We start from the raw sequence: 18,487 nt of genomic DNA on the forward strand, positions 1-18,487 counted from the left end.
TAAGAACCCTAACTTGTGTTTGCTGCAAAGCTTGTTCGTTTCGATGAAGAGTCGAGCCTTCTCAAGGCTTATCTTAGTATCTATTTGACTCAATGAAAATGTGTTATCGTCTAGCCAATTTAATGCTCAAGGGATTGTTATTAAGTATGTTATTTGAAATGGTTTTTCTCTTCTTAGCAGGTGTTTTTGGCGGCGTTCTTAATTCAATTGCAGGCGGAGGAAGCTTTATTACCTTTCCTGCGCTTATGTTTGTTGGTATACCTCCCATTATAGCCAATGCAACAAATACTTTTGCATCATGTGCTGGTTATATGAGTGGTACTTATGCCTTTCGAAAAGAGATTTCTGCTCATAAAGATGAACTGCTCCTAATCGTAACAATCAGCTTAATGGGCGGGATTACTGGTGCATGGTTATTGCTAAAAATACCTGAAGCAGTGTTTCGAGAGGCCATTCCCTGGTTACTTCTATTTGCTACCGTACTGTTTATTTTTGGTGGGGCAATTAATTTTTGGTTAAAAAAAATGGCATCCCATCACCGGCATGCATCATCCATAGGCGGAGTTTTATTAGCCATAATACTCTTAGGAGTATCGATCTATGGCGGTTTCTTCAACGCTGGGCTAGGCATCATTTCACTGAGCTACTTAGCATTAGCTGGTCACACTAACATCAATGCTATCAATGGGTTAAAGCTATTAATCTCATCGACAATCTCACTCATCGCTATCGTACTGTTCATTTTTAATGATGTCATAGCCTGGTACGAAGGGTCTATTGTGTTATGTGGCACTATCGTCGGTGGCTATGTTGCGGCAAATGTGTCACGCAAACTCCCGCAAAAGCATGTCAGACAGTTTGTTATTGTGGCGAGTATTGCCACTACAGCCTATTTCTTTTTTGATATTTATGCCGGTTTAGACAGTGTTTAAGTATCCAGAACATAACCATTTTGCTAAACGACTGCTGCGTGGCCTGGTTGAATAAATAGAGGAACCTTTCTGAGTTGGCAAAGAGCTGATCATCCAATTGATGCCAACAAGTTAGCGAGTGAAAGAGCGAAATCAAGCCAATACAAAGTAAGACGTTGGCGTGTAAGCCATTGGAGGCGATTATTTTTAGGCCCAAATATGCGCTATGATCTATTTGACGCTTAATAGTATAGCTTGGGTGTCTGGAGAAGGAATTAAGTTACAGTGAGTAAGAACCTACGAGGTTAACTCAGCCATAACGCTTTTATCTAAGCCAAATAAACTAAGATAGTGTTGTGTGTTTGTCGGTTCAGGGTTATCACAATCATCAGCATCGATGATTTTACCATCCAGTAAATTCAATTTATGCAATAACATGTATTGAGATTTACGTTCCATAATTAACTCTACTTCGAGCATTTTCTGATATTCGTCGCTGTTTAAATGGGCTTTGGCGATCCGGCGTAAGCCTCGGTAAGGCTGAAGTACACTTGCTTCCCATTGCTCTATGACTTTAGTCAATGTTTCCCAATGTTGCTGCGTTAACATATAACACTGTTCATCGAGGTATTGCGCCAATAATAAAATGTTAATATTGACGTGATAACTGTCTTGTAGATTTATGTAAAATATAGGGTTAATAGAATAACTTTGCTCGCAATTATGCCAAATAGTGTGACTAAAATTTTGGCGATTTAAAGGCTGCGACATACTGTATTCCTTGGGGCATTTGTGGTGTGGATCAACAGCACAAATGCCAATAAAATAATCAAGACTAACCGCTTATTGGAAGTCTTGCTCGATAAGCTCAATTTGTTCTTGAATATCTAACCAATGCATTTCACTTTCATCCATGGCTTGAGTCAGTGTGGTTCGCTCGTTGAGAACGTTAGTCATTTTAGCTTTGTTCTCGGCTTCGTATAAGCTGCCATCGGCTAATTCAATTTCTAATTCAGCTAATCTGGTACTCATTTTCTGTTGCTGGGTTTCTAACTTTACTTGTTGTTTTTTCAGTGGTGATACTTTTTGGCGCAGCTCAGCTTCCATTCTCTTTTGCTGCTTTTTATCAACCGCATCGCCGCTGGTGGGCGTTTCTGATTTGTTGTTGGCTTGGGCTAATTTAGCGGCATCAAGTAACCATTGATGATAATCATCTAAGTCGCCATCAAAAGGTGTTACCACACCTTGATCAACTAGATAATAGTCACTACAACTCAATCGTAATAGGTGACGGTCATGTGACACAATTACCATGGCGCCTTCAAATGATTGCAATGCCATGGTGAGCGCGTGGCGCATCTCTAAATCTAAATGGTTGGTGGGCTCATCGAGTAATAATAGGTTTGGACGTTGCCAAACAACTAATGCTAAAACCAGACGCGCTTTTTCGCCGCCCGAAAATGGTCGCACTGGCGATAAGGCCATATCACCATTAAAGCCAAATCCACCTAAGAAGTTACGTAATTCTTGTTCGCGCGCGCCTGCTGGCGCCAGTCTGATCAAGTGTTGCATTGGCGAATCATCAAGGGTTAAAAACTCAACTTGATGCTGAGCAAAATAACCAATATTCAATCCTGGGTTAGGTTGATACTTGCCCGTTTTAGCTTGTAACTGCCCAGACAACAGTTTGATCAGTGTCGATTTACCAGCACCATTTCTCCCCAATAGACCAATACGCGCGCCAGGAACAAGGTTTAACTCAACCTGTTTAAGAATCGTATTATCTTCATAACCAATAGAGACATTTTCCATTACCACTAATGGATTAGGCAGCGCTTCGGGCTCCCTAAAGGCCATTTGAAATGGATTATCTACTTGCGATGGTAATAACTCCGCCATCCGTTCGAGCGCCTTTAAGCGACTTTGTGCTTGTTTAGCTTTACTGGCTTTATAGCGGAAACGGTCAACAAACGACTGCATATGTGAGCGTTCTTTTTGTTGACGTTCAAAGGCAACTTGCTGCTGGGCCATACGTTCGGCGCGTACGCGCTCAAAAGAAGAGTAGTTACCCTTGTAGTAATTTAATTTGTGATTCTCGACATGAACAATTTCACCGACAATCCCATCGATAAAGTCTCGATCGTGACTGATCAAAATCAGTGTTCCCTGATAGGATTTAATCCAACCTTCTAACCAATACATGGTATCTAAGTCTAAGTGGTTGGTTGGCTCATCGAGTAACAATAAGTCTGAGCGGCATAGTAGTGCTTGGGCTAGGTTAAGACGCATACGCCAACCACCAGAGAAGCTTTTAACCGGATTACTTTGGTCTGCATCTTTGAAGCCTAGGCCGGCTAATAACGACCCTGCTCGAGCTTTAATGGCATAGCCGCCAATAGCATCAATTTTGCCGTGGATAAGCGCAATGGCGTTACCGTTATTGTCTGCTTGAGCTTTCTCTAGTTGGGCCTCTAAATCACGGTATTCAGTGTCGCCATCAAGCACGTATTCTAATGCCGACACATCTAATGCTGGTGTTTCCTGTGCAACAGAGGCGACTTGCCAACCTGATGGGAAACTAAATTCACCTTTATCAAGATGTAAATGACCCAGAATTAAGGCAAGCAATGATGATTTACCTGTACCATTGGCGCCGACAAGGCCTACCTTGTGTCCGGGATAAATTGTCAGTGAGGTTTCATCGAGTAAGGTTTTACTGCCGCGAATTAACTGAGCTTGGCTTATGTTGATCATTAATTACAACTTGATACTTAAGAATAGAATAATGGTGCAGATAATATCGCATATCCGATTTATTTCCCACAATCACGGGACTCATGTGGGCTAATCATGGCAAAATAGGCGTATAAATTGATAAATGCCGTATTGAGTCAACAGCTCATTGTATAAACACTAAGTCGAGTAAATCATGACCAAAATTAAGAAACGTTTTGTTGCAGGCGCTAAATGTCCTAAATGCAGTGCCAAAGACAGTATTTTATTGTTTAAAGAAAATGGGATTGAAACGGTTGAATGTACTGAATGTGATTATCGTGAGCAGCAAACGGACATTAAAGTGCCGCAAAAAACGAATGGCAGCATGATAGGGGTATTTAAACCAGATTAAGCCTGACTAAACATTTTACTCACAACAAACCTCAATACTTTTCAGCCGTTGAGGTTAATTACTCATGTATTCATCTGGTTGTGTTTCAGCGGTTATCTTCATTTTATGCTGATTTAGTACCTTAATCACATCGACGTTATTCTGAGTAAGATCATCAAAGCGATCGTTAATCTCTTGTAATTCTAAGCCATAACTTGGATCGTCTTTAGGCTTAGTTTGCCAAAAGCGTTTGCGATCAAGTTTTTGTATTTCGCTAGCACGTAATATTTCAAAGTAGCTGTTTTCTTGCTTTAGACGATACATTTCACCATCAAGCAGTTGCAGTAACTTCTCTTTAGAAATAGTTTGTTTATTCAGCAGGGCTTTTAATGGGTCTTCTTTAAGTTCGTGCTTGTCGGAGTCGACTTCGGTGGTAATACCTAATTGGTATTCAATTTTGTGCTGACGATACTCTTGTGGGCAGACGGTTTGGCTGAAAACGACTTTGTCATCCATCATACATTTGTAAATAGTATTGGATTGAGCGGTAAATGCGCTCATGGCGAGTATGATAAATAGCAGTCTTTTTGCCATGCGGCCACACATCCTTTTGTCATCACAATTATGATTTGATATCAGTTGGTTACATTTTCTATGCGAGAGTTTTCGACATTAATTCAATTTAACAACCGACTACCTTGTCTAGCTGCCAATGGTAGTGGCATTTATTGTAAATGTACTACCAGTGTCATTGTATTTTGCCTCTTACCAAGCCACTTGCTTTTGTTACCCTCGTGTTGGTTTTATTTGTGTTATTTGTCTATAACGTTAAGAATATTAGCATGTTTTTAGATTAAGCTACACGCAAAATTAGTAACAAATAAACCACAATAAGCAGCAGGAATTGCATACATAGTTGTTATGCTGGCTGATAATATAGCCACATTCATACCGATAACATCATGTTATCGGTTAAATATGGCCCAAGTTTATCGATAAAACCAGTTTTTTGACAATCGAAATTTGAATAAAAAACCATCTTTACTGTTATTTGATGTGCTTAAACCGAAAACGGAATTTTTTCTTTGGTGGTGATTAGCTGTTTAGTTAGCTTAAGTTACGTGAGAATGACACGTTATCAATTAAGCGAGCTTTCCCTAAATAGGCGGCTGCAATAACCACTAAGTCAGTGTCTGTTGCTGTTGCTTGACGTAACGTCTTGGCATTTCTCACTTCGAGGTAATCTGGGGTAAAGCCGGCATTAGTTAGCTGCTTTTTGGCTGTTACAATCGCTACTTCTGTTGATTCGCCGTGTTTGATGGCTTCAACAATAGTATCTAATGCTTGTTTTAACGCTGCAGCTGAGTGTTTTTCTTCTGCGGTTAAATAGCCATTTCGAGAACTCATTGCCAGTCCTGATGCTTCACGAATAGTGTCAACACCAATCACTTCAATCGGCATGGATAAGTCACTCACCATGGTTTTAATTATCATCAATTGTTGAAAATCTTTACGACCGAATAAGGCGATATCTGGTTGGACAATATTAAACAGTTTGGTCACTATGGTTGCCACGCCACGAAAATGTCCAGGACGGCTTGCGCCGCACAGTTGATCGCCAATGTCGGGTACTTCAACAAATGTTTGTTGTGCTAAACCATTGGGATAGATTATCTCGGGCGTTGGGGTAAATAATATTTCTGTTCCGGCAGCCATCAGCTTATCGCTGTCTTGTTCTAATGTACGTGGGTACCCGTCCAAGTCTTCGTTAGCGCTAAACTGCATTGGATTAACAAAAATAGATACCACAACATGATCTGCACGCTTTTTAGCTTCGTTCACTAAGGTGATGTGGCCTTGGTGTAAGTTACCCATTGTTGGCACGAAGGCAACGGTTTCGCCTTTACGACGCCAAGCATTTACATGTTCGCGAATAGTTGAAATAGCAGCAGTGGTAATCATTTTCTGTTGAAACCTTAATAAAAACAATGTCGTTAATTGATGTACATTCAATGGCTCGTTAAAGGAGCAACTAAATCATTAGTTAAATGTATGCTCTTCGGCAGGGAAGCTACCGTTAGCGACTTCATCAATATAAGCTTTGATTGCTGAGCGGATCTCGCCAGTTTGTTTGAGGTAGTTTTTAGAAAAACGTGGGATATAACCACTGGAAATGCCCAATACATCATGCATTACCAAGATTTGGCCGTCAGTGTCTGCTCCAGCACCAATCCCAATAACCGGAATGGTCAGTGCTTCAGTAATGGCTTTAGCAAGCGATGCCGGAATACATTCAACCACTAATAATTGCGCACCAGCTGCTTGTATTGCTTTGGCTTCATCTAAAATACGCTGGGCATTATCAGCATCACGACCTTGCACTTTAAAGCCGCCAAATACGTTGACCGATTGTGGGGTTAATCCTAAGTGGGCACAGACTGGAATACCACGCTCTGTTAACATTTTTACGCTTTCAAGTAACCAATGACCGCCTTCTAATTTAACCATGCTGGCACCAGCTTGCATAAGAATTGCCGCGTTAGTCATGGTTTGTTCTGGGGTGGCGTAACTCATAAATGGCATATCTGCGATCAGTAATGCGCGCGAAACCCCCCGTTTAACACAAGCTGTATGATAAGCAATATCGGCAGTCGTAACGGGCAAGGTGTCGTCATGGCCTTGAAGTACCATACCGAGTGAGTCGCCCACTAAAAGTACATCCACACCTTCGCTGTCAAATGCGCTGGCAAAACTAGCGTCATAAGCTGTTAATGCGGTGAACTTTTTACCTTCTTGTTTGAACTTGATCAGGGTAGAGCTGGTGACTTTTGACATAGTAGACTCTTAAAACAATATTGAAATACTAAAAGCTGAGCTTAATGTGCTGTGCATTAATATCAACTTTAATCGATAAGCTTTTGCAATTCATCACGCATTGTCACACTAATAAGACTTTCAAGGCTTGTGTTACAAGGCAGTGTCAAAGTGGGTGCAATGTCTGCTAATGGTACTAACACAAAACTACGTTGTTTCATGCCGTAGTGAGGCACGCAAAGACGAGGTTGGTTTATGTGTTGTGCACCATACAATAACAAATCTAAATCTAAGGTACGAGGTCCCCAGCGTTCGAGACGCAAACGTCCTTGTTGTTGCTCGATATCTTGTAAAGCATCGAGCAATTCAATCGGCAATAGCTCGGTTTGAAACCCTGCTACAGCATTGACATAATCGGGTTGTATCACATCGCCCATAGGTTTAGAGCGGTAATAAGCTGACACCGTCAAGGTGTTATTAAGTGCTAATGTTTTGAGCGCCGTTACAGCAACATCGAGTTGTTGTACCGGCTCTGCTAAATTTGCGCCCAAGGCGACATACACTTGCACCGCCATGGTGGTTACTCTTCTGCAGGCTTGGCAGCGGGTTTTCGACGACGCTTGCGCTGTGGTGCATTGCGATTGCGAGTATTACTGCTTTTGATGCTTTTGGCGATATCACTGCGGTCAGTTTCATCGGCTTCAACAAACGCTTGCCACCAATCCGCTATCTTGGCGGTATTACCCGCTTCAACTTCACCGCGCAGTAGCAGCAAATCATAAGCGGCTCTAAATTTCGGGTGCTCTAGCAGTTTAAAGGCGCGGGTGCCTTGACCACGTTCTAAGCGCAGTTGTAATTGCCAAATGTCACGTGCTGGAGTACTAAAACGACGTGGTAAGCTAATGGTTAAACACTGTTTCTCAAGCACATCACCCATAGCTGCAACATAGGCATCGTAATGCGTTAGGCCACTTTCAATCGCGATATCATCTGCGCGTTGTTTAACTGGGTACCATAATATTGCGGCAAAGAAAAATGCTGGCGTAACGGTTTTATCTTCACTGACTCGTAGGTCAGTATTACGCATAACGGTTTGCAGCATTTTAGCTGTATGACCTTTAGGCGACTCTTCAATTAGGGCACTCACTTGTGGGAACAGCGGAGCAAATAAACCAAAATCTTGCATCATGTGGTAATTTGCTTCGGCTTTACCGGCAAAGAATAATTTCAATACTTCTTCATACATGCGCGCCGCGGGAATATCACCTAATAGTGGTGCGAGTGCTTTGATAGGATCGGCGGTAACGGCGTCGATTTGCATATCAAGTTTAGTCGCAAAACGAACGGCTCGAAGCATGCGCACCGGATCTTCACGGTAACGGGTATCTGGATCGCCGATAAGTTTTATCTTGCGTGCATTAAGATCGTTTATTCCACCGCCATAACTGCGAATAGAGTAGTCGCTAATGTCGTAGTAGAGTGCATTGATAGTGAAGTCACGACGTTCAGCATCTTCATCTATCTCACCATAAACGTTATCACGTAATAAACGACCTTCAGCGTTTGATTTCGATACTTTGTCATTGCTTTCACTGTGGTGACCGCGGAACGTGGCAACCTCAATAACATCACGACCAAAAACGATATGTGCCAGTCTAAAGCGACGGCCAACTAAACGACAGTTGCGAAATAACTTTTTAATATCATCTGGGGTAGCATTCGTCGCTACATCAAAGTCTTTTGGTTCTATGCCAAGCAGAATATCGCGAACACCACCGCCGACTAAATAGGCTTTGTAGCCCGATTTATTCAGACGATAAAGTACTTTAAGTGCATTTTCACTAATTTGGCGACGTGAAATTGAGTGACCATCTCTGGAGATAATATCCAGACGTAAGCCATCTTCTTGAATTGGCTCTTCAAGGACTGGAGCTACTTTGTTGTTTTCAAATAGCTGTTTACAGAATTGGCTAATACGGCGAAAAATAATACACCTCGGGATGCTAGAATAATTTGATTAAAAATCTGGCGGGTATAATACATTAAATGTGACTGAATGAGTATACGTACAGTGGCGCTAAAAAGGGCTTAATGCAATAACTCGTCATGGTAATGATGATACCTAGTCGTTTCTAGTCGATATGATAATTTCTTTTTGTGCAGGAATCGTACTGAGATCAAATTGTGCTACTGCCTGCTTAAGCATCACATCAACTGCATCAATATCTACTGTTTGTTGGCCTAAAAATGTCAGCGCTGCGTTGATACTGGCTTGAGGGTGGACGATATCGATGGCAGAGGCATGATTCTGCTTTGATAATTTAAAGCCTTTTTGTGTGCAGACTAAAGGTAAATGTAACCAATCAGGTGACGCAAAATTCAATTGAGTAAATAAGCTTATTTGGCGGCAACTTGCTTCAAGTAAATCACAGCCCCTAACCACTTCAGTAATACCTTGATAAGCATCATCAAGCACCACGGCGAGCTGGTATGCGAACAAACCATCGCTACGTTTAATGATAAAGTCTTCATCAGCGAAGGCTTTATCAACCATCACATGACCTTGCAGTTGATCAACAAAGTGGTCCATTTTAACTTGGTTACGAATCCGAATTGCACCCTGGGTCAGCCGTGGTGTCAATCGCCCACATCGGCCATCGTACACTCCGCCACTGGTTTGAATAATTTTACGTGTGCATTGGCAATAATAACCCGCATCACTTTCGATAAGCGCATCAATCTGATCTTGATATACTTGATGTCGTTGATGCTGATATAGCACGCTACCATGCCAATGTAAGCCATAGGCATCAAGTGTGCGGAGGATATTGTCGCTGGCACCGGGTACTTCTCTAGGAGGATCGATATCTTCTATGCGGACCAGCCATTGGCCTTTAAGACTATGCGCACGCAGATAACTGCCTAATGCCGCAATGAGTGAACCAAAATGCAGTGAGCCTGACGGGGATGGCGCAAAACGGCCAATATACGATGGGGTGATCATGTTATTTTGTAGCGTAGTCTTAATTAACATCGCTGTGCCATTATCTTCTGTCAAAGTGACAACACTCTAGCGCGGGTAACCAATTAAATGAGTGGCGTGTTTTATTGATGAATAAAATAAAACAAAAGGGCGAGATAATCTCGCCCTTCTTCGATAGCGGATTAACCCGCCATTTGTTTTTCTTTTATTTCAGCTAGCGTTTTACAGTCGATACACTGATCGGCTGTTGGACGGGCTTCAAGTCGACGGATACCAATTTCTACACCACATGAGAAGCAGAAACCAAAATCATCTTCTTTGATCAGCTGTAAGGTCTTTTCAATCTTTTTGATCAATTTACGTTCTCTGTCACGAGCGCGTAATTCTAAGCTGAATTCTTCTTCTTGTGCTGCACGGTCGACAGGATCAGGAAAGTTTGCAGCTTCATCTTGCATGTGAGTTAACGTACGGTCGACTTCTTCACGCAATTGGTTACGCCATGCTTCGAGGATCAATGTAAAGTGACCACGTTGCTTGGTATTCATATACTCTTCACCAGCCGATTCCTGGTAAGGATCTACTCCAGCGATAGCGAGTACGCCAAGTTTTTTCGTGCCTTGAGGCATAACGCATCTCCTGTAATCATTTGCGTTTAAGGACGTCTTAAATTTATGGCCGCTATCTATACCAGAAACTCTATAGCGTGGCAAATTTTTTACATGTATTTGAGCTTTATATTTTTATCTATACGACCACATTACAAGAATCGGTGATGGAACTTGCTTGCGGTGAAAGTGCTGTTTTATAGGCTAGCACTTCAACGCCATGTTCCATGGCTTGTTGAAGTAAGTCTGCGTATTGCGGATCAATATGGCGCGCGGGTTGAACAGTGGTTATGCCACTGTGTTGTACCACAAATAATAATACCGCTCGATGACCTAGAGTGACCATATGCATCAATTCTCTAAGATGCTTTTGCCCCCGAGTGGTAACGGCATCAGGAAAATAACCTATGTGTTGTTCTAAAAGGGTGCAACTCTTCACTTCGATATAGCAATCTGCTCGATTAGGGCTGGTGAGCAATATATCGATTCGGCTATTTTCACTGCCATACTTCACTTCACGTTTTAGATGCTCATAATCTAACAGTTCCGAAATCACTTGCCTCTTTATGGCATCTTCGGCAAGAGCATTGGCACGTCCTGTGTTAATCCCGATAAGGTGCTGCTGATCGGTTTGCATCAATTCCCAGGTGTGGGCGTATTTACGTTTTGGATTGTCTGAGGTAGAAAACCACACCGTCTCACCAGGAAATAAGCAATTTTTCATTGAACCAGTATTAGGACAATGAATGGTGATCTGTTGGCCATTGGCAAGCATGATGTCGGCAAGAAAACGCTTATAACGTTTAATTAATATGCCAGATTCTAATTCGGGGATAAATTTCATCCATGACCCAAGTGTTGAGTTGATTTACAACAATGCTAACAAACTTTAGCTTGGTTTATCGATTATGTTTTGTCTACACTACTGCCATTAGCTCGTGATTACGTGCGAGTATTGGTGTTCTTAGGCTTACAACAAGGGATTATTATGAATATTATGACCGTTACTCTGACCACAGAAGCCCCAGCCGCTCATTGGGGTAAAGCTGATGTGACCTATCAAGGCTCTTTGGCGACAATTCATTTATCAGGTAGCGATGAACTTCGCCAAGTGCAAATGGCGGCACGCAAAATCCGCACCCAAGGGATTAATTATGTGCAATTAGATGGCGGCTTATGGAACCTACATTCTCAGTGGGCATTTGCGCAAGGTTTTGCGACAGCGAAAGCTGGTTACCAAGTTGACTGGTGTGGCAGTGATGCCGATAAAGAGACCTTGAATCAACGCGCTGTCGCGACTCAGTTTGCCCGTAAATTAATTAATGACACTCCTGAAGATTTATCGCCATTAGCGTTAGCTAACCAGGCGGCATCTTGGTTAAAAAATATTGGTGGCGACCATGTTAGTTTCAACATTATTGAAGGCCAAGAATTATTAGAGAAAAAGTGGGTTGGTATTCATGCTGTTGGTCGTGGCAGCGAGCGTCCTCCTGCGCTATTAGAGCTTGATTTTAATCCATTAGGTGCTGATGCTCCTGTATCTGTTGCCTTAGTCGGTAAAGGCATTACGTTTGACTCAGGCGGTTACAGCCTAAAGTCGACCGAAGGTATGCTGACAATGAAATGTGATATGGGTGGCGCTGCGACTGTCACTGCCGCTTTGGGATTAGCGATTAACTCCGGTTTGAATAAACGCGTTAAGTTATTCTTATGTTGCGCAGAAAACCTCGTCAGCGGACGTGCTTTTAAACTAGGTGATATTTTAACCTATAAAAATGGTACTACGGTTGAAGTCGTCAATACCGACGCTGAAGGACGCTTAGTATTGGCTGATGGTCTACAAGCCGCATCAGAAACTGGCGCAGGCTTGATTATCGATGCCGCAACCTTAACCGGCGCAGCAGTGATGGCGGTTGGTTCAAATTATAATGCGATTTTCTCACCACAAACCGCGACATTACAATTAGCACAAAAAAGTGCTGCCGCTGTGTCTGAAAACGTATGGCCATTACCGTTAGATCCATGGCATAAAGACATGTGCCCATCAGCGTATGCCGATACCGCTAACAGTCGTCCAGTAAAAGGTGGCGGCGCAGGTGGCGCCTCTAACGCCGCAGGTTTTCTATGGCGTTTTGTATCACCACAAGCCAATTGGTTGCATGTCGATTTAGCTGCAGCGTTTGAATCATCAGCGTCGGCGCTATGGGCCGCAGGTGCGACAACTCATGGTGTATTGACCATTGCTGAATTATTGAAAGACTAGCCGATAAAAGTGCAAATATAAGGCAGATTTAAAGCCGTTGTTATTTAATGTTCTCAGTTTAAGAGCTGGGCATTAGATAATAGCGGCTTTTTTGTTGTCTTCAGTTAGCGGCCAACTTTTAAGTACAGAGTAGTCAGTTTGGCGTTTATTCTTGATAGATTGATACAGATGTAATTCAGTTGGCATCAACGATAACCTAGTGGTGCATCTCAACGTAGGTAAAGCAGTGATGTTAACTTGGCGAAACAAACTAATGTGAGGGACGTATTGGTGTTCGCTAATCAATACCTTGTGATTTTTCGCAATCAAGAGTAGCGATTGAGCCATAAGCAATAGCGGTTCGCTAGCGTGTCCTTTTAGGCAAATTAATCGTGCTGATTGCCATAACGATAGTGTATCTAACACTTGCATAAAAGTCGGTTTTGGCATCAACTCGATCGCATCGACAACACTGGCATAACTGGTCTGATCTATCTGGCCTAAAAAACCGAGTGTCATGTGTAAATTGCTATTATCCACTACCTTTGCTGTATCATTAACAAATGGGCTAAGACGCTGTTTTATTAGAGATGTTTTTTCTATTTCTGACTTTTTTAAGCCAAAGCCGACAAACAATCTTCGCGAAGATGTGGCTTGCATACGCTTATCCTTAATGAGTAATGAGTTGAAACCCTAAGCCGAATAGATTATTAATATTGAATGATGTAAACAAATATCGTTATTTGTGAGTGACTAAACTACACTTAGGTTAATGTTAACGATAATATAGCGCATGTTTTTTTATTCCTAAGCAAATTGAATTGCTAACCTTGACTGAGTTGATGAATGGCAGATAGCACCCAGCAACTATTGAAAAGTGTTTTTACAAATGGACCTATTGAGAGTAGTAATACTTCGGTGTTATCGCTGCTTAATCAAGCACTAGAGTTAGTCTGTAAAAGACTAGAATGCAGCGCGGCATTTGTACTGACAAATCAGTACGATAAAGTATTTTCGGTCGATGTTGAAATTATCGACACGTCAGAGCAGCAATGTGCTAGTTATTTTGGTACTTCCCCCGCTTCTGAAGCACTGTTCAATCAACAGTTTAAAGATCATCTGTCGCTTTGCGAATCCTTATTATCTAATCATCAGCTTATCACTTATGCTCATAATGCTACGCAAGGGTTAACCGACCAACAAGATTCAATATTAACACCACTCATTAGCCTTTTTAACGATCTCAATATTAATTGCCAGCATATTGCACTCAGCCCCGTTTTACAGGTAGGCAATGTCAGAGTCGTGTTAGGCACTCTGTGTGCTTCAGATGCTAATCCTGTTGTGAATCAGCATAAAGATCCCATTTCGTTTATACACAAGCTACTCGAAGATACCGCTTATCAATTGGCATCGTCACTTGAGTTACGTCGTTTAGCCGTTTTGCTCGATAGTAAAGATAAACAATATCAAGAGCTGTTTCAGTTGTTGCCGATAGCCTGTGCGCTCATTGATTTACAGAATAATATTGTATTGCAAAATGATGCGAGTAAAGACAGTCTGCTTATTAGTGAAGGCCAAAGTTTATTTAACTTATTGCGTGAAGAAGATCACCCACTGCTACTCGATACTTTGCACATTGTCCGCGAAGGTATTTTACGTCAAGCCTGGTGTGAAGTACCGCTGCGAAATGGTGGGCAAATTCATTGGTACAAGTTTAGCTTTTGCCATGCTCTTAATAAGCAGCAGCAGTTATTGTTAATGATTGAAGATGTCACCGAGCGTTATCGACTTGCTGATGAATTATCATTTCACTCCAATCATGACGTATTAACCGGCTTACCGAATCGGCTGCAGTTTGAAAATATGCTCGAAGAGTTATTAGACGATGAAGATCATACACCTGCTTGTATTGCCTTTCTCGATCTCGATCAATTTCAGGTAGTTAATGATCTAAGTGGTCATCAAGCGGGTGATTTGTTATTGCAGCAAGTGGCCACACGCTTAAAACAATTATTACGCAAAGGCGATGTTGTTGCGCGGCTAGGGGGCGATGAATTTGGCTTATTGATGAACAATTCTGATGTGTCATCAGCACAACAAGTGGCGCAACGAATTTGTCAGCAATTATTTGAGCATGAATTTATTTGGAAGGGGGTTAAGCATAATATTAGTGCCAGTATTGGCATTGCTAAAGTTGATTATGTTGCTCCAGATATCTATGGTGTCATGAGTAAAGCGGATGCTGCTTGTCGATTAGCCAAAGAGGAAGGCCGTAACCGCTGGCATTTTTACAATCCAGATGACCCACAAATGAACCTCATGTATAACCAAATGCTTGCATCTGTAGATATTACTGGAGCACTTGCGTTAAATCAGTTTGAGTTATTTTATCAACTTATTGAGCCGCTAAATAAGCCCGAAACTGGGATACACATCGAAATATTATTGCGCATGGTACAAAGCGATGGCCGATATGTATCACCTGGCGTGTTTTTACCTGCTGCTGAGCGTTATAACTTAGCGCCTCGTGTTGATAGATGGGTTATCGATAACTTATTGAAATGGGGTGGCAATAATTTAACCATATGGCGTCAATTGTCTATGGTTTCGGTTAATTTGTCGGCAATGTCACTGGCCGATCAAAAGTTCATGAATTGGCTTGAAATGCGCTTAATGGTTGAACCAGAGTTGGTGAGTAAGTTATGTTTTGAGATCACCGAAACCGCAGCCGTAAGCCAGTTAGACCAAGCCACAGGGTTAATTGATTTGTTACGTCCGTTTGGCTGTAAAATTGCTTTAGATGATTTTGGTTCTGGTTTTTCAAGTTTTGCTTATTTAAAATGCCTCGATGTGGACTACGTTAAAATTGATGGCCAATTTGTGGTCAATTTATGTGAAAACCGCAGCGATAAAGCGATTGTGACAGCAATTTGTCAACTTGGTAGAGACATGGGGTTTGAGGTTATCGCCGAGTTCGTTGAGAATATTGAGATTGGCTTATATCTGAAAAATATCGGTGTTGATTATGCTCAAGGTTATGCCATTAATAAACCGACGCGCTTGGCCGAATTACCACACGGTTTGCGAACACCTTGGTTAACATCCGCTACGTTAGGAGATAATCTTACGGCCTTAAATGATTAATTGATGTATGCCATCTGCAATTAATGACACCTTGATATGATTGTGGGTAAAATGAGCCCCATAAAATTGCCGTAAAAGTTAATAGCGTTGACCTCAAAACAAGCATTACCGCGCCCAGAATCATCGATTATCACTTCATTACCCATACAGGCGGTACTTAGCTCGTTGCGGGTGCAGTTTGCCGATCATTCGCAGATTATTCTCGAAGCACCTACCGGTGCGGGTAAATCAACAGCCTTGCCATTAGCCATGCTAGCCTGGCCTGAAATTAGTGGCAAAATTCTCATGTTAGAGCCGCGCCGAGTTGCCGCCCGTAATGTAGCTCAATTTATCGCTAAACAATTGGGCCAGGCGGCTGGCCAACAAGTGGGTTATCGTGTTCGCGGCGAATCAAAAGTCAGCGCTGATACTCGACTCGAAATTGTGACGGAAGGTATTTTGACCCGCATGATCCAACAAGACCCTGAACTGAGTGGTATTGATGTGATTATTTTCGATGAAATACATGAACGTCACCTCACTACCGATTTAGGCTTAGCTTTAGCATTAGAAGTGCAGCAATCATTGCGTGACGATTTACGCATTATTGCCATGTCTGCAACCCTGTCTGGTTTACCGCTCGACACCTTAATGCCCAATGCAGCTCAGATCCACAGTGATGGCCGCAGTTTTGCGGTTGAGATTGCTTATCAACCTTGTCCAAGTCAGCAAATGTGGCTTACGCACATGTCTCGAGTCATTCTCGACACCATCACGTCGATTGAATTAGCCGCTTATCAACAAGGCAGTGTGCTAGCATTTTTACCCGGCAAAGGTGAAATCCGTAAGCTCGCTGGATTGTTACGTGAGCGTTTGGATGCATCATGGCTAATTTGCCCTATGTATGGCGATTTATCGTCTGCAGAACAAGATCAAGCTATTCGAGCAGCAGAGCCTCGTAAACGTAAGATAGTCCTTGCGACTAATGTGGCGGAATCGAGTTTAACTATCGAAGGCATTACGCTAGTGATAGACAGTGGTTATCGACGTGAAGCGAGTTTTAACCCTAAAACCGGCGTGACACGCTTAGGGCTTAAGCGCATTAGCCAAGCTTCTGCCATTCAGCGAAGTGGTCGTGCAGGGCGTTTAGCTGCGGGTTATTGCGTACGTTTATGGAGCCAAGAAGAACAAGGACGTATGCGCAAGGTCGACGAACTTGAAATTACGCAAGCTGAATTGACTTCGATGGCTCTTGATTGTGCCAATTGGGGCGCTAAATCATTTGCCGAATTGTCATTGCTTACGCCGCCGCCGGCCATTCATGAACAGGTTGCTTGGGGATTACTTCAGCAACTTGAATTGATTGACTCACAACGTAAATTAACGCCATTAGGTCGAGATGCTTATGCATTAGGTTGCCATCCGCGTTTAGCGCATATGCAGCTTAAAGCTAAGCAACTTGCCCAGGATGACAATCAGCCGCAACTGTGTTTATTGGCATGTGTGTTAGCGGGCATTATTGAAGCTCGCGGCTTACCCAAAAAAGGCGCCGATATTCATCATTATTTGACTGAGGCTTTGCAGGGACAGATTAAGCAGCAAGTAAGGCAATGGCAGCAATCCTTGGCGATATCGGGTCAGATCAATGAAGCCATACGAAATGCATCCACTCGCGATATTAGTTATTTGTTAGCACTTGCTTACCCTGATCGTATTGCCAAAGCCCGTGGTCATGAAGGCTTTTTATTAAGTAATGGTACTGGCGTAGTGATCAGTGCCGATGATAGTTTGGCACATGAACCTTGGTTAGTGGTTGCTGACTTTCAAGAGACTCAAGGTCGTAATGCTGGTCAGGTTTACCTTGCTGCAAGGTTGGATGAGCGTTTATTTACGGCTGAGCTTACCTCGTTAGTAACCACTCATGTACACGCTGGTTGGGATGAAGCAAAAGGGCGTTTCTTTGCAGAGAGACACACTAAAATCGGTGAGATTATTATTAAAGTCGATACCGGTATTACACCTGAACGAGCACACATTACCGCCGCGTTGTTAGCACAAATCCGCATTAAAGGGTTAACAATCCTTAATCGTGACGAGCTATTAATCCAGTTACAATATCGGGTTGAATTAGCACGACACTTTGATTCAGAGCATGATTGGCCTTGCTTAAGTGATGAGTTCTTGCTGGCTTCATTAGAAGATTGGCTTGGGCCACATTTAGACAATATTCGTTCATTGGCCGCATTAGCTAAAGTTGACGCTTATGGATTAGTGAAAAACTTACTCAATTGGCAGCAGCAGCAAAGGTTAGAGCAATTGGTGCCTACACACTGGCCGATGGCAACAGGTACTCGTGCGCCAATTCGTTACCAGATGCCCCTTGACGCCGATGGACATTTTTATCATAACCATGATCAACAAGGGCGTGCGTTGCTCAGTGTACGATTACAAGAAGCATTAGGGATGGCGCAAAGCCCGACAATATTGCACGGTAAAATGATCGTGACTATGGAGTTGTTATCGCCAGCACAAAGACCATTAGCCGCAACGGCTGATTTAGCCAGTTTTTGGCAAGGCCCTTATATTGATGTGAAAAAAGAAATGCGTGGCCGTTATCCTAGGCATTTATGGCCTGATGACCCAGTGAATACTGTGGCTACAAAATTTACTAAAAAGAAAACTCCTAGCGTGTAAATAAGT

Annotated in this window: 16 protein-coding genes; 5 read left to right on the plus strand and 11 right to left on the minus strand. The window is 42.5% G+C overall.

From position 1 onward, the window contains the following. The first annotated feature begins 146 nt into the window (after positions 1–146). Positions 147–932 (plus strand): sulfite exporter TauE/SafE family protein, encoded by a 786-nt coding sequence (locus H5185_RS00595; RefSeq protein WP_182741062.1) that lies wholly within the window; start codon positions 147–149, stop codon positions 930–932. Positions 933–1,208: 276 nt separating this feature from the next. Here H5185_RS00595 and H5185_RS00600 read toward each other — a convergent pair whose 3' ends face one another. Continuing rightward, positions 1,209–1,682 carry a TIGR02444 family protein gene (locus tag H5185_RS00600; protein ID WP_182722337.1) on the minus strand — a complete coding sequence of 158 codons (474 nt, stop codon included), beginning with the start codon at positions 1,680–1,682 and terminating at the stop codon, positions 1,209–1,211. Positions 1,683–1,754: 72 nt separating this feature from the next. Beyond that, positions 1,755–3,665: an ABC transporter ATP-binding protein gene (locus H5185_RS00605; RefSeq protein ID WP_182696692.1), complete on the minus strand. Its 1,911-nt coding sequence runs from the start codon at positions 3,663–3,665 to the stop codon at positions 1,755–1,757. Positions 3,666–3,840: 175 nt separating this feature from the next. On the opposite strand from H5185_RS00605, the gene H5185_RS00610 reads away from it, so the two are divergent. Then, positions 3,841–4,038: a YheV family putative zinc ribbon protein gene (locus H5185_RS00610; protein WP_165870192.1), complete on the plus strand. Its 198-nt coding sequence runs from the start codon at positions 3,841–3,843 to the stop codon at positions 4,036–4,038. A 54-nt stretch (positions 4,039–4,092) separates the two neighbouring features. Here the strand turns inward: H5185_RS00610 and H5185_RS00615 are convergent, their stop codons facing one another. The 8 genes from H5185_RS00615 to sfsA form a co-directional block, all read right to left on the minus strand. Then, positions 4,093–4,611 (minus strand): DUF4124 domain-containing protein, encoded by a 519-nt coding sequence (locus tag H5185_RS00615; protein ID WP_182696691.1) that lies wholly within the window; start codon positions 4,609–4,611, stop codon positions 4,093–4,095. A gap of 513 nt (positions 4,612–5,124) precedes the next feature. Further along, complete coding sequence (gene panC, locus H5185_RS00620) at positions 5,125–5,979, minus strand: pantoate--beta-alanine ligase (RefSeq protein ID WP_124018342.1); 855 nt, start codon at positions 5,977–5,979, stop codon at positions 5,125–5,127. A gap of 78 nt (positions 5,980–6,057) precedes the next feature. Continuing rightward, positions 6,058–6,852 (minus strand): 3-methyl-2-oxobutanoate hydroxymethyltransferase, encoded by a 795-nt coding sequence (gene panB / locus H5185_RS00625; RefSeq protein WP_124018343.1) that lies wholly within the window; start codon positions 6,850–6,852, stop codon positions 6,058–6,060. A gap of 68 nt (positions 6,853–6,920) precedes the next feature. Continuing rightward, the gene (gene folK, locus H5185_RS00630; protein WP_124018344.1) at positions 6,921–7,406 is read right to left on the minus strand and encodes a 2-amino-4-hydroxy-6-hydroxymethyldihydropteridine diphosphokinase; all 486 of its coding nucleotides are present in this window, start codon (positions 7,404–7,406) and stop codon (positions 6,921–6,923) included. A 5-nt stretch (positions 7,407–7,411) separates the two neighbouring features. After that, a complete protein-coding gene (gene pcnB / locus H5185_RS00635; RefSeq protein WP_182741077.1) occupies positions 7,412–8,713 on the minus strand; it encodes a polynucleotide adenylyltransferase PcnB in 1,302 nt (433 codons plus the stop codon). A gap of 240 nt (positions 8,714–8,953) precedes the next feature. After that, a complete protein-coding gene (gluQRS, locus tag H5185_RS00640; protein ID WP_404948436.1) occupies positions 8,954–9,865 on the minus strand; it encodes a tRNA glutamyl-Q(34) synthetase GluQRS in 912 nt (303 codons plus the stop codon). A 131-nt stretch (positions 9,866–9,996) separates the two neighbouring features. After that, the gene (gene dksA / locus H5185_RS00645; protein ID WP_011638715.1) at positions 9,997–10,440 is read right to left on the minus strand and encodes an RNA polymerase-binding protein DksA; all 444 of its coding nucleotides are present in this window, start codon (positions 10,438–10,440) and stop codon (positions 9,997–9,999) included. Between the two features lie 118 nt (positions 10,441–10,558). Beyond that, complete coding sequence (gene sfsA, locus H5185_RS00650) at positions 10,559–11,263, minus strand: DNA/RNA nuclease SfsA (RefSeq protein WP_182741063.1); 705 nt, start codon at positions 11,261–11,263, stop codon at positions 10,559–10,561. A gap of 144 nt (positions 11,264–11,407) precedes the next feature. On the opposite strand from sfsA, the gene pepB reads away from it, so the two are divergent. Continuing rightward, positions 11,408–12,682, plus strand: coding sequence for an aminopeptidase PepB (gene pepB, locus H5185_RS00655; RefSeq protein ID WP_124018103.1), 1,275 nt, complete (start codon positions 11,408–11,410; stop codon positions 12,680–12,682). Positions 12,683–12,754: 72 nt separating this feature from the next. Here pepB and thpR read toward each other — a convergent pair whose 3' ends face one another. Continuing rightward, positions 12,755–13,321: an RNA 2',3'-cyclic phosphodiesterase gene (thpR, locus tag H5185_RS00660; protein ID WP_182741064.1), complete on the minus strand. Its 567-nt coding sequence runs from the start codon at positions 13,319–13,321 to the stop codon at positions 12,755–12,757. A 186-nt stretch (positions 13,322–13,507) separates the two neighbouring features. Between thpR and H5185_RS00665 the strand changes: the two genes are divergently transcribed. Together H5185_RS00665 and hrpB are read left to right on the plus strand one after the other, a co-directional pair. Beyond that, positions 13,508–15,808, plus strand: a complete 2,301-nt coding sequence (locus tag H5185_RS00665) for a bifunctional diguanylate cyclase/phosphodiesterase (protein ID WP_182741065.1) — start codon at positions 13,508–13,510, stop codon at positions 15,806–15,808. A 129-nt stretch (positions 15,809–15,937) separates the two neighbouring features. Further along, positions 15,938–18,481: an ATP-dependent helicase HrpB gene (hrpB, locus tag H5185_RS00670; RefSeq protein WP_182741079.1), complete on the plus strand. Its 2,544-nt coding sequence runs from the start codon at positions 15,938–15,940 to the stop codon at positions 18,479–18,481. Positions 18,482–18,487: the final 6 nt, after the last annotated feature.

The sequence above is a fragment of the Shewanella sp. SG44-6 genome (assembly GCF_014164185.1).
GTDB lineage: Bacteria > Pseudomonadota > Gammaproteobacteria > Enterobacterales > Shewanellaceae > Shewanella > Shewanella vesiculosa.

Bases quoted from the DNA above. Each gene is read 5' to 3' on its own strand.
- H5185_RS00600 (WP_182722337.1), bottom strand. From the start codon at position 1,682: ATGTCGCAGCCTTTAAATCGCCAAAATTTTAGTCACACTATTTGGCAT.
- panB (WP_124018343.1), bottom strand. From the start codon at position 6,852: ATGTCAAAAGTCACCAGCTCTACCCTGATCAAGTTCAAACAAGAAGGT.
- dksA (WP_011638715.1), bottom strand. From the start codon at position 10,440: ATGCCTCAAGGCACGAAAAAACTTGGCGTACTCGCTATCGCTGGAGTA.
- H5185_RS00615 (WP_182696691.1), bottom strand. From the start codon at position 4,611: ATGGCAAAAAGACTGCTATTTATCATACTCGCCATGAGCGCATTTACC.
- H5185_RS00610 (WP_165870192.1), top strand. From the start codon at position 3,841: ATGACCAAAATTAAGAAACGTTTTGTTGCAGGCGCTAAATGTCCTAAA.
- thpR (WP_182741064.1), bottom strand. From the start codon at position 13,321: ATGCAAGCCACATCTTCGCGAAGATTGTTTGTCGGCTTTGGCTTAAAA.
- pepB (WP_124018103.1), top strand. From the start codon at position 11,408: ATGAATATTATGACCGTTACTCTGACCACAGAAGCCCCAGCCGCTCAT.
- H5185_RS00595 (WP_182741062.1), top strand. From the start codon at position 147: ATGTTATTTGAAATGGTTTTTCTCTTCTTAGCAGGTGTTTTTGGCGGC.
- panC (WP_124018342.1), bottom strand. From the start codon at position 5,979: ATGATTACCACTGCTGCTATTTCAACTATTCGCGAACATGTAAATGCT.
- sfsA (WP_182741063.1), bottom strand. From the start codon at position 11,263: ATGAAATTTATCCCCGAATTAGAATCTGGCATATTAATTAAACGTTAT.
- folK (WP_124018344.1), bottom strand. From the start codon at position 7,406: ATGGCGGTGCAAGTGTATGTCGCCTTGGGCGCAAATTTAGCAGAGCCG.
- H5185_RS00605 (WP_182696692.1), bottom strand. From the start codon at position 3,665: ATGATCAACATAAGCCAAGCTCAGTTAATTCGCGGCAGTAAAACCTTA.
- gluQRS (WP_404948436.1), bottom strand. From the start codon at position 9,865: ATGTTAATTAAGACTACGCTACAAAATAACATGATCACCCCATCGTAT.
- H5185_RS00665 (WP_182741065.1), top strand. From the start codon at position 13,508: ATGGCAGATAGCACCCAGCAACTATTGAAAAGTGTTTTTACAAATGGA.